8 protein-coding genes are annotated in these 11995 nt (G+C 36.6%); 5 read left to right on the top strand and 3 right to left on the bottom strand.

Going from position 1 to position 11995, the window contains the following annotated elements; all coding sequences use genetic code 11:
* The first annotated feature begins 309 nt into the window (after nucleotides 1–309).
* Together H3T44_RS08980 and H3T44_RS08975 are read left to right on the top strand one after the other, a co-directional pair.
* Entirely contained in the window at nucleotides 310–1761 is a 1452-nt protein-coding gene (locus tag H3T44_RS08980) for a DASS family sodium-coupled anion symporter (protein ID WP_198196939.1), read from the top strand.
* Between the two features lie 222 nt (nucleotides 1762–1983).
* The gene (locus H3T44_RS08975) at nucleotides 1984–3351 is read left to right on the top strand and encodes a hypothetical protein (RefSeq protein WP_198196940.1); all 1368 of its coding nucleotides are present in this window, start codon (nucleotides 1984–1986) and stop codon (nucleotides 3349–3351) included.
* Nucleotides 3352–3873: 522 nt separating this feature from the next.
* Here H3T44_RS08975 and clpB read toward each other — a convergent pair.
* On the bottom strand, nucleotides 3874–6480 hold the full coding sequence (gene clpB, locus H3T44_RS08970; protein WP_198196941.1) for an ATP-dependent chaperone ClpB: 2607 nt from the start codon (nucleotides 6478–6480) through the stop codon (nucleotides 3874–3876).
* Between the two features lie 326 nt (nucleotides 6481–6806).
* Between clpB and H3T44_RS08965 the strand changes: the two genes are divergently transcribed.
* Together H3T44_RS08965 and feoB are read left to right on the top strand one after the other, a co-directional pair.
* The gene (locus H3T44_RS08965; protein ID WP_110439607.1) at nucleotides 6807–7055 is read left to right on the top strand and encodes a FeoA family protein; all 249 of its coding nucleotides are present in this window, start codon (nucleotides 6807–6809) and stop codon (nucleotides 7053–7055) included.
* 3 nt (nucleotides 7056–7058) lie between these two features.
* Nucleotides 7059–8906: a ferrous iron transport protein B gene (gene feoB / locus H3T44_RS08960; RefSeq protein ID WP_198196942.1), complete on the top strand. Its 1848-nt coding sequence runs from the start codon at nucleotides 7059–7061 to the stop codon at nucleotides 8904–8906.
* 79 nt (nucleotides 8907–8985) lie between these two features.
* Here the strand turns inward: feoB and H3T44_RS08955 are convergent, their stop codons facing one another.
* Complete coding sequence (locus H3T44_RS08955) at nucleotides 8986–10242, bottom strand: hypothetical protein (protein WP_198196943.1); 1257 nt, start codon at nucleotides 10240–10242, stop codon at nucleotides 8986–8988.
* Between the two features lie 119 nt (nucleotides 10243–10361).
* Here H3T44_RS08955 and H3T44_RS08950 point away from each other — a divergent pair, with 119 nt between their 5' ends.
* Nucleotides 10362–10583 carry a DUF6587 family protein gene (locus H3T44_RS08950; RefSeq protein ID WP_198196944.1) on the top strand — a complete coding sequence of 74 codons (222 nt, stop codon included), beginning with the start codon at nucleotides 10362–10364 and terminating at the stop codon, nucleotides 10581–10583.
* A gap of 77 nt (nucleotides 10584–10660) precedes the next feature.
* Here the strand turns inward: H3T44_RS08950 and ahcY are convergent, their stop codons facing one another.
* The gene (gene ahcY / locus H3T44_RS08945; RefSeq protein ID WP_155564861.1) at nucleotides 10661–11959 is read right to left on the bottom strand and encodes an adenosylhomocysteinase; all 1299 of its coding nucleotides are present in this window, start codon (nucleotides 11957–11959) and stop codon (nucleotides 10661–10663) included.
* Nucleotides 11960–11995: the final 36 nt, after the last annotated feature.

The following is an 11995-nucleotide window of genomic DNA, read 5'->3' as shown; positions in this document are numbered from 1 at the left end:
CATTCGCCATATCAACCCCATCAACAGTAAAATAAAAAATGTTTCCAATAGCATCTGGTTTTATCTAAATTAAGCTTGATATTTTTGTAAGTCATTTACTTAAACGAAGTAAAAGGTATACCTCCCCCTTTAATCAAGAACATTTTTTTGATGTTTAAAAATATCGTAACTATCTAAAAATAAGAAATAATTTTATAAAATTTATAACTAAAAGTTTACTAAAATTTCTTTTTAATAACCAAAAATTCATTACGAAATTTATTTTATTTCCAGCATATTATACATTTAAAAATAAATAAGGATCACGGTATGAGTAAGGCCCTTCGCTGTTTATGTCCTATTCTTGCAACATTAATCATCCTGATCATTCCAGTCCCTCATGGGCTTGAACCTCATGCATGGAGATTTTTTGCCATTTTTTTGGGATGTATTGTCGGGCTTATTTTAGAACCTCTACCTGGTGGCGCCATTGGATTAATCGGTATTTCCGTTGCTGCCCTATTTGGACCATATGTTCTATTTAGTTCCGAAGAATTGGCCCAGCCTGGATTTAAACCAACCGTCAATGCATTTGAATGGGCTGTTTCAGGATTTTCCAACCCAACCGTATGGCTGATTTTCGGAGCATTTACCTTTGCACTCGCCTACGACAAAACAGGACTAGGAAAACGCATCGCCTTATTACTCGTTCGATCACTTGGTAAAAATACTTTGGCTCTAGGATATGCAATTACTTTTACAGATACAATCCTTGCCCCCTTTACCATATCAAGTACCGCACGTAGTGCTGGCATTATTTATCCTGTTCTTAGTCACCTACCTCCTTTATATAATTCCCGCCCTTTTGATTCATCACGAAAAAAAATTGGTACATATTTAATGTGGACAGGAATTGTTTCAACTTCTATTACCAGTTCATTTTTTATGACCGCACTGGCACCTAATCTTTTGTCAATCAGCATGGTCAATAAAATCATCGGCATTAATATTACATGGATAGAATGGTTCATGGTAACCTTACCAGCCTGCTTTGTCTTGATTACCATTTCTCCCTTATTGAGTTATCATCTTTGTAAGCCGGAAATTAAATCCAGCACTGCCATTCCAACCTGGGCCAATAAAGAATTACAACTGTTAGGATCCTTAACCGCAAAAGAAATGTTACTGATTTTTTTTGTAACTTGCGCACTGCTTTTATGGATTTTAGGTGGGAAATTTATTACACCTCCACTGGTAGGTATTGTTGTGGTTTCAGCAATGTTAATTAGCCAATTATTAACATGGAATGATATCGTGGAAAATAAAGCTGCATGGAATATTTTCACCTGGTTGGCAACCTTGATCGCCTTTGCTTCCGGATTAAACAAATCAGGCTTTATTAATTGGTTTGGTCAATTAATTAGCGTTTATATCATTCATTTTTCACCTCTCGCAGCAATGATTCTACTTTTATGCATTTACTATAGCCTACACTATTTCTTTGCAAGTAATACCGCCCATGCGGCTGCATTATTACCCATCTTCCTCGGGGCCGCCAGTTACATTCCTGGAATTAATATTCATCATTATGTTTTGTTGATCCTTCCCCTTTTAGGATTTATGGGAATTGTCACTCCCTATGCCGCTGAACCAAGTGCTGTCTATTATGGAAGTGGGTTTATCCCTAATTCGGTTTGGTGGCGACTAGGTTTTATCTTCGGTCTTCTTTTCCTTATCACCTGGTTGTTTATTTCTATTCCATGGGTTTTAATGATATCATAGAACAATAATCAAAACCTTATCAGATGTAGGAAACTCAGGTTTTTGCGATTGCAAGTATTAAATTAAATATTTTTTGAGATGTAACTATCATTAAATTTGTGATATATGTTTTTCCAAATAGCAAAAAAATTTTTGAATAATTTATAAAACAAATATTAATTAAATTTTAACATCAATTTAATTACAAATAATTAAACTATGTAAAATAAATAAGGTAGCTATATGCGTATTAAATTTGTTGTTTTTTATACTGAAGGCACCCCAAATGACGAAGGAAGTGATTTAACAAAAGTTGTCAGAACTGTTCGATCACTTGTCGAAGAAGCTGGCCACGAATTCGATGCTTATACACCTAAACGACTATATCAAATGGGTGCAGGAGAATTAGTTAAAGCATATCCTGATAAATACAATTTGGGAAATAATCCTAATACCCACAAATTTGGATTATTCAGCTGGAAACCCTTTACTATTTTGCATGCTCTTTCAACCATGGAAAAAGATGATGTCATTTTTTACCTTGATGCAAATATTGCCAAATACCCAACCCTGCGCCTTGTTATACAAAGTATAAATACGATTATCAATAAAGCTTTGAATTTTTGTGATTTTTATATTGGCAGGGAACTTACAGAACAAGTTTTAAAAGCCTCTGATTTTTGTTCCATCAGACAAATTGAAGAAATAGGGGGAAATTCACTTTTTGTTCAAAATTTTCCTTTACTGATTGCCAATAATATTATTGCAAAAGTGTCTGATTTTGCATTTAATATCTTACTGGACTGGTTGGCAATGTGCAGGGTAAAAGAATATATTCTTCCTCCAACAAAAGAAGAAGAAAAAAGCCCCAATTTCAAATGGTTCTGTGCTGACCAATCTATATTAAACATGATTATTGCCAGGCATATTGAAGAAGGTTTGCTACCTTGGTTTTTCCCCAATATTTGTCATGGTAGATCCAATAATTTTTCCATTCCAAATAATGATCACATTCAATATTTATCCCATTCAACGGAAGTTATTTGGAACAGACCGAAATTCAGAGAGCAACATCAAAAACAGATTGCAAGTACACAAATCTTTCTTGATAACATTTGTAATTCCAAAACCATTGGGAATCCATGGATAACATTAGATTACAATTTAAAAGACTGGCAAGCTGCTGATGATGCAACCTTTACACCTTTAGAAAATGATAATTACGCTTTTGCAGATGGCGACCAAAATAATTATCATCTAATCCGTATTCATGATCCAAAATTACAGAATATGGAAATTGATCTGGAAATCATAGCAAAAAAATATCCCTCTTCAGACCCCAAAATTGGTATGCATATTCAACAATGGGGGGGGATAGATTTATGCACAATCTATGAAAATAATGATAAGACGATACATCCTCATACAGTGTTTGCTACTGCAACACCTTTAAAAAACAATTTTTATATGTATCATGTTAGATTTTTTAACTATCATGACACCTTATCAATAGGAACCGGTTGTCCTCAAGGACATTATTTGGGTAAAAATAATAAGCAATTTGAATTTAGCTCAATAAAAATAAAAAGACGGTTTATTAACCCATTATAAATATATATTTTAAAATTAATTTTAATAACTAATAATTTAATTTTTAGTTATTAAATAATTTATTAATATTTATGATATGAAAAAATTAAAAGCGATCCAATTTTATAAATTTAATTGTTAATTTTAGAAAAATATAAGAAAACTTCAATATGTTAATCAGACTGTTTTACCTATAGATTTTATATATAAAAATTACCAAATTAATAGATTATCTGGTACAACAATAATTCTATAAAGAATATTCTCATATAGAATCTATAAAAGATTAAACCCATCCAATGAAATGACAAAAGACAAGCAAAGGTTTCTATTAGTCAAACCGATCAATTTTTGTCAGCATAGATGCCTATCGAACATCCAATTTCATGATGGACAAAAGGTAAGTCTTTTAATTCCCATAATAAAAGACATCCTATCAGATCAAACTTATTTATCTGTCCGTATATTATACAAGCTAAACAATATTTAATATAATCATAAATAAAAACTGGTTGAAATAAACTCAACCAGTTTTAACGAAAATCAGGCTTTGTCTATAACTGATTTACCCTGAATTAATAAACCAGCCTCATTGGCACTGATTGAAATAGTATCCCCATCATAAACATCGCCTTGCAACAATAATTCTGCCAATTGATTTTGCAAATTTCGTTGTATGACACGTTTTAGAGGACGTGCACCATAAACCGGATCATATCCAGCTTCCTCCAGCCACGCATGTGCTTTTTCATCCAGATCAAGCCTAATTTTACGATCCTCAAGCAATCCTTGTAAACGCTGTAATTGTATATCCACAATTTTTGCCATATCAGCCTTTTGCAATCGACTGAACAAAACAACTTCATCCAAACGATTAAGAAATTCAGGACGAAAGTGGGCACGTACAACTTTCATAACTTCAGCCTGTACAAGCTCTGTTGACTCACCTTCTGTCTGATTAGCCAAAATTTCAGAACCAAGATTGCTTGTCAAGATTATAATCGTATTACGAAAATCTACGGTTCGCCCTTGACCATCTGTTAAACGTCCATCATCAAGAACCTGCAATAATACGTTAAAGACATCCTCATGAGCCTTTTCAACCTCATCAAACAAAATAACCTGATAAGGTCTCCTGCGAATAGCCTCTGTCAAAACACCCCCTTCTTCATAGCCAACATAACCGGGAGGGGCACCAATCAACCGTGCAACTGCATGTTTTTCCATGAATTCACTCATATCAACACGCAATATCGCTTTTTCGTCATCAAAAAGGAATGAAGCAAGCGCTTTTGCCAGTTCGGTTTTACCTACTCCAGTTGGACCCAGGAATAAAAAAGAGCCAATAGGTCGGTTTGGATCCTGCAATCCTGCCCGCGCCCGACGTACAGCATTTGCAACCGCTTTCAAGGCGGGTTCCTGCCCTACGACACGTTTACGAAGCTCGTCTTCCATTCGTAAAAGCTTAGCCCTTTCCCCTTCCAGCATTTTATCCACTGGAATACCTGTCCACCGAGATACAACTGCCGCGATCTCATTTTCAGTCACTGATTTGGAAACCAAATTCGCCTGATCTGGATGTTCATGCTGTTTGGTTTGCAAACCCTCAATTTTCTTTTGAAGTTCTGGAATAACACCATACATCAATTTAGAGGCTTGGGCCAAATTACCTTGGCGTTGTGCAACCTCAACTTCTGAACGGGCCTGATCCAGCTGTTCCTGCAATTTTTGAACATCATTAACCTTATTCTTTTCAGCATGCCAGGCCGCAGTCATTGCATTTGATTTTTCTTCTAAATCAGCAATCTCAACCTCCAATGCTTCCAAACGGTCACGACTGGCTGAATCTTCCTCCCTTTTCAAAGCTTCACGCTCAATTTTTAGTTGAATCAAACGACGATCCAGCTCATCAAGCGCTTCTGGCTTGCTATCAATCTGCATCCGTAACCGACTTGCGGCTTCATCTACCAGATCAATTGCTTTATCCGGCAAAAATCGATCTGTAATATAACGATTGGATAAAGTTGCCGCTGCCACCAGAGCACTATCACTGATCCGAACCCCGTGATGCAATTCATATTTTTCAGAAATACCCCGCAAAATTGAAATCGTATCCGCTACTGATGGTTCCCCGACAAAGACAGGCTGAAACCGCCGTGCCAAAGCTGCATCTTTTTCAATATATTTGCGATATTCATCCAGGGTTGTCGCACCAATACAATGCAAGGTGCCACGTGCCAGCTCAGGTTTAATGAGATTTGATGCATCCATTGCTCCATCACTACGACCCGCACCAACCAATGTATGCATTTCATCAATAAACAATATGACTTTTCCAGCCGCAGCTTCCACTTCTTTTAATATAGCCTTCAAACGTTCCTCAAATTCACCCCGATATTTAGCCCCTGCAACCAAGGCACCCAAATCCAAGGCTAATAACTGTTTATTCTTCAATGCCTCTGGAACGTCACCATTTACGATCCGTGATGCCAAACCTTCAACAATTGCAGTTTTACCAACTCCAGGCTCACCTATAAGCACAGGGTTATTTTTGGTACGTCGAGCCAAGACCTGAATCGTTCGACGAATTTCCTCATCTCTCCCAATCACTGGATCCAATTTTCCTTGCCGAGCAACCTCTGTCATATCCCGTGCATATTTTTTTAACGCATCAAAGGAAGCCTCCGCATTCTGGCTGTCAACCTTACGACCTTTCCGAATAGTATCAATCGCTCTTGCCAGATTTTGAGCTGTAACCCCCCCTTTTTGAAGGGCCTGACCAGCTGGTGTTTCAGATGCAGCCAAGGCAAGCAACAGGCGATCCTGAGCAACATACTCATCCCCGGCCTTCGTGGCCTCTTTTTCCGCGCCATCCAAGACACGAACCAATTCTGGCATGGCTTGAGGCTGTCCAGCACCATCGCCCTGAACTTTTGGCATGGAATCCAATGAATGTTCAACCGTTGTTTTGACAATGGCGGGTTCCCCGCCAACTGCACGTATCAAGGAAGCTGCGGCTCCTTCCTCATCATCCAATAACGCTTTTAATAAATGCTGAGGCGTTAATTGCTGATGAAAATCACGAATTGCAATTGTCTGTGCCGCTTGAAGAAATCCTCTTGAACGTTCAGTAAATTTTTCGATATTCATAAATTTATGTCCCTTTTAAAATTAGGCAACATGCCTGCCAAAGTTTTGCCCCTCTTATGAGGCAGCGTTCCTTCGCAAAAAAAATCAATTTTTCAAAAAATAAGTATCATTTCATTACAAATTCATTATTGCATGAACTCAACTTATCGAGTAAAAAGAAATTTTTTTCTTTTCATTTATTTATTTTATACTAATCCTTCCGATAAATGAATAAGAATCATCATAAATAAAATAAAATTCAAAATTGATGACATAACAGGAATTTTCTGCCATATTATTAAGAACGCAAATCATTCTTAATGATAGAGTTAAGTTCAATTTAAATAATGACTGTTCCAAATTTAAGTATGCTTTCCCCAGGGAAATCAAGTGTTATTGATCATGTCGAAGAATTTTCTTCTCCTGATCCTATTGCAGACCGTTTACGTGATTTAGGCTTCGTACCAGGCGAAATTGTCAAAATCATTGCCTTTGGGCCATTTGGCTCAAATCCTATTGCTGTACAAATCGGATCGACCCGTTTTGCGCTGCGCCGTTCTGAAGCGGCCAGAATTATTTTACATTTGGATTGTTAATTTATGCCTGAATCATCCATATTCCCTATTTCAAAGATAGCTTTAGTAGGCAATCCAAATTGCGGAAAAACCGCTTTATTCAATCAATTGACCGGAAGTAGACAGAAAGTCGCCAATTATGCCGGGGTCACCGTGGAACGTAAGGAGGGACAATTCGTCACACCCTCCAAAAACAGGATTACCCTTATCGATTTACCGGGGGCATACAGTTTAAAAGCAACCAGCCTTGATGAAGCAGTCACCAGGGATATTTGTATGGGGAACTATCGTAACGAACCCCCACCAGATGCCTTGATCTGCGTTATTGATGCAACAAATTTGCGACTACATTTAAGATTCGCCCTTGAAATTTGCCGTCTTAAACGCCCAATGATGATCGCTCTAAACATGAGTGACATTGCAAAAAAACGTAAAATCGACATAGATATTCCAAAACTAGAATCAATTTTGGGCATTTGCATTATCCCCACAATAGGAACCCAAAAAAACGGAATTAAAAAACTTGTCGACAATATCGACACCTCTTTTAAAATTCCAACAATTGATATTGATAATCAAACCGATTTACATGTCGAAGTACGCAAAATTCTCCTGAAATGCGTCCATAATTCTTCTGAAAATTCTGTTCTGCTTGATGAAAAAATTGATCGATTGGTTTTACATCCCATTATTGGTCCCTTAATCCTTCTCATTTTATTATTTATCATGTTCCAGGCCGTTTTTTCATGGGCCCAACCCTTTATGGATGGTATACAGGATTTGACAGGCTGGCTTGGAAAAATCATTGCTAACTTATTACCGACAGGTCCCTTGAGAAGTTTAATTATTGATGGTGTTTTTGCGGGGGTGGGAACAACATTCGCCTTTTTACCTCAAATTCTTGTTCTCTTCCTGTGGATTTTATTCTTAGAAGAATCCGGGTATTTGCCCAGAGCAGCCTTCTTACTTGACCGCATTATGGCTTCTGTTGGATTAAATGGTCGTTCTTTCATCCCATTATTATCCAGTTTTGCCTGTGCAATTCCCGGTATCATGGCAACCCGGACAATACCTAGCGCTAGAGATCGTCTAGTTACCATTCTCATTGCACCTCTGATGACTTGTTCCGCACGATTACCAGTTTATGCTTTACTAATCAGTGCCTTTATCCCTCATAAAACTATCGGAATAATATTCAACCTGCAAGGTCTTGTCCTGTTTGGTCTTTATCTACTAGGAATCGCGAGTGCCTTTTTAGTGGCATTACTTCTCAAAAAACGGAAAAAATCATATGATAACACCCTTTTACTAGAACTTCCCTCTTACCGTTTTCCAAGTGTTCGGAACATTTTGTTTGGATTATGGCAAAGGATTGAAATCTTTGTTAATCGCGTAGGAACAATCATCTTAACGGTCAGCATCCTTTTATGGGCTTTATCAAGCTTTCCAAAACCGCCTGCTGGTGTACAAGGTCCAGCCATTGATTGGAGTTTTGCCGGTATTATAGGTCACTGGATTCAACCCCTTTTTGCACCCATTGGTTTTAACTGGGAAATATGTGTTGCGCTTATTCTTGGATTGGCAGCCAGAGAGGTTGCTGTTACGTCTCTTGCAACTGTTTATTCCATAGCTGGTGTTGATTCTGATGCACCGGGCCAACTGGTTCATTTTCTTTCAACACAATGGAGTATAGCAACAGGACTTTCCTTTCTGGCCTGGTATGTTTTTGCTCCACAATGCTTTTCTACGTTGGCGGTTATAAAAAAAGAAACCTCTTCCTGGAAGATGGTCATAATGACAGCCTGTTATCTGTTTTTCATGGCTTATTTTGCCTCCTTTACCACCTGGCATATCGCATCATTTTTTTCTTGAATCATTTTTCTATTAATTAAAAACTGATTTAATTTAATAAATCAGTTTTTAATTATATTTCTACATAATTAATAGAACATTAAATTTTATATTTATCTTTTTTTAATTGATCATAGCGTTTAATAACTTTATCCACATCCATTGTTTTTTCTTGAGGGTTAAAAGTAAGATGAGCCACCATAAAATCAGAATAAATCGCTGTTTTTTTATTTAGATATTGAGGAATAACAGCCGTTAAATAAAACTCGTCATCAGCATGAGGGGGCAAAGACATATATCTCAATTTCTCACCACGCCAAGCAATAAAATTAATAGAGTAACGTGTGTTAAATTCCATGAATTGTTTTTCTAAAGGCAATGAACTGGCATTATTATCTATAAAATAATTATGTAATTTTTCTGCATTTTTTCCACTTTCCCATAACGAACCGTAAACGCCTTCCCGTGGATTTTCATAATGCCCTACAGTTTCAGGAACCACTTTATTTTTTTGTTGCAAATAAGCGCAGGTCGCATTATTAACAACATTAGCTGAAACAACAAAATATTGCTCGTTCTTTTTAGTAAATTCAATAAAATCTTTTATTTTATCAAGCTCAATATAAACAATATCATCATCACATTTTAAAAAAATATCATTTTCAAATTGATCATATCTAGAAGCGTAATAATGATAGGCACGGTAATAAGGAGAATTTTCATACACATTTCCAATAAAACGCTTTATTTTATCGTTATTATGTACAAACTCCAAGGTTCTATCAAAATCTGTACGCATATAAATAGAAAACTTATTATGATGCGTATATTTTGATGGAATCCGAAAATGATAATCATCAACTTCCACAATGGTATTACCATGAATATCCCTTTTAATACTAATATTATTGACCAAACCATCTGATAAAACACCCGGTGTTCCTTGAATAAAAATATAAGATTTATCATCGGACGAGCGTTCATAGGATAAAAAAGCCTTTTTATCTACAATACGTATTCTTGTTTGACCATTGTTCCATCCCCCTATTAAAGCTTCAATAAAATAATCTCCCTTTTCCGGGACGAAAGCTAGATAAAGTTCTGAAGGGATTCTTATAGGTATTCTCACCGAAGAATTACAATTTATATCTCGACAATATTGATAACCTGAATGGCCATGTAAAAATTTTACAGAACCCAATTTTTTCAAAAAATTTCTATCTGATTCATTACGAGTAAAATCCCAAATATGCCATTCATCTATAGTTCCTTCTTTTAACATCTCGTGAACATAATCACTGAGAACCGACATTCTTTTTTCTCGACCAGCAAACGTAACCATGATTTTTTTAGACACAATACTAACTTTCTCTAAAATGAGTTATCAAATTCGAAATTTATACCATTAAGATTTTATAATTTTAACAAAATGACTTATAACAAAAAAAACACCCAAAATAAATTAGGAAAAATCCAATGCAAAATAATCTTGTTCTTTTTATTATTGTTTTATGTATTTTTTACTGGTTAAACCGGTTTTTTCCAATAATTGGCAAATTCATATGGCTAGGAACTGCTTATGTGCTTAAACGCATCCATGCTCCCGCAACAAGTCAACAATGGGCCTTGAAACACTGCAATACTCAGAAAACACCAAGTTGTAGCACCTGCAGTAAATGCAATAGCAAATGTCATTGAATATTATTTATTCATTTAAATAAAAAACTCATTACAAATTGTAATGAGTTTTTTTATATCACTATTATTTTTTAAAACTAATAACGATAAGAATCTGGTTTAAATGGACCTTCAACATCAACGCCAATATAATCAGCCTGAGCTTTATTTAATTTAGACAAAACCGCACCAACTTTTTCGAGATGTAAAGCCGCCACCTTCTCATCCAAGAACTTGGGAAGGGTATAGACTTTTGCTTCATATTTACCCTTTGGTGCTGTCCATAATTCAATCTGTGCCAAAGTCTGGTTTGTAAAGGAGGCAGACATCACAAAAGATGGGTGACCAGTGGCATTCCCAAGATTAACCAAACGTCCTTCAGAAAGAAGAATAATACGGTTACCATCGGGAAAAATAATCTCATCAACTTGAGGTTTAATATTTTCCCACGTGAAATTCCGTAATTTTTCAACTTGAATTTCTGAATCAAAATGACCAATGTTGCAAACGATCGCACGATTTTTCATGGCACGCATATGATCAACGGTAATAATATCAATATTACCGGTACAAGTTACGAAAATATCACCACGTGGTGCAGCCTCTTCCATAGTGACAATTTCATATCCTTCCATCGCGGCCTGTAATGCACAAATAGGATCAACCTCTGTAACAAGAACACGACAACCAGCATTTCGCAAACTTGCTGCCGAACCCTTACCCACATCACCAAAACCGGCAACAACGGCAACCTTTCCAGACATCATTACATCTGTACCGCGACGGATTGCATCGACCAGGCTTTCACGACAACCATATAAATTATCAAATTTAGACTTCGTAACACTGTCATTGACATTGAATGCCGGAACTAATAAGGTTCCTTTCTTTTCCATTTCACGCAAACGGTGAACACCTGTTGTCGTTTCTTCAGACAACCCCTTAATATTTTTTAACATCTCAGGATATTTCTGATGCATTAACAGGGTTAAATCACCCCCGTCATCCAAAATCATATTGGGAACCCAACCATTCGGACCATGAATGGTCTGTTCAATACACCAGTTAAATTCCTCCTCGGTTTCACCTTTCCAAGCAAATACAGGAATACCAGCTGCAGCTATTGCCGCAGCCGCATGATCCTGAGTTGAGAAAATGTTACAAGATGACCAACGCACTTCCGCTCCCAAGGCAACAAGGGTTTCAATTAACACAGCTGTCTGGATAGTCATATGCAAGCAGCCGGCAATTCTCGCCCCCTTAAGAATCTGTTTATCCGCATATTCTTTACGAAGAGCCATTAAACCTGGCATTTCCCCTTCAGAAATAGCAATCTCTTTCCGCCCCCAACTCGCAAGTGAAATATCTTTCACTTTGTAATCATGTTGATCTTTCATCATTTATCAATCCTTTTTATGATCAAATATAATATT

Source organism: Commensalibacter sp. M0355, assembly GCF_016101365.1.
Lineage (GTDB): Bacteria > Pseudomonadota > Alphaproteobacteria > Acetobacterales > Acetobacteraceae > Commensalibacter > Commensalibacter melissae.
Note: the sequence above shows the minus strand (reverse complement) of the source record. Positions and strands in the feature narration are given on the sequence as shown.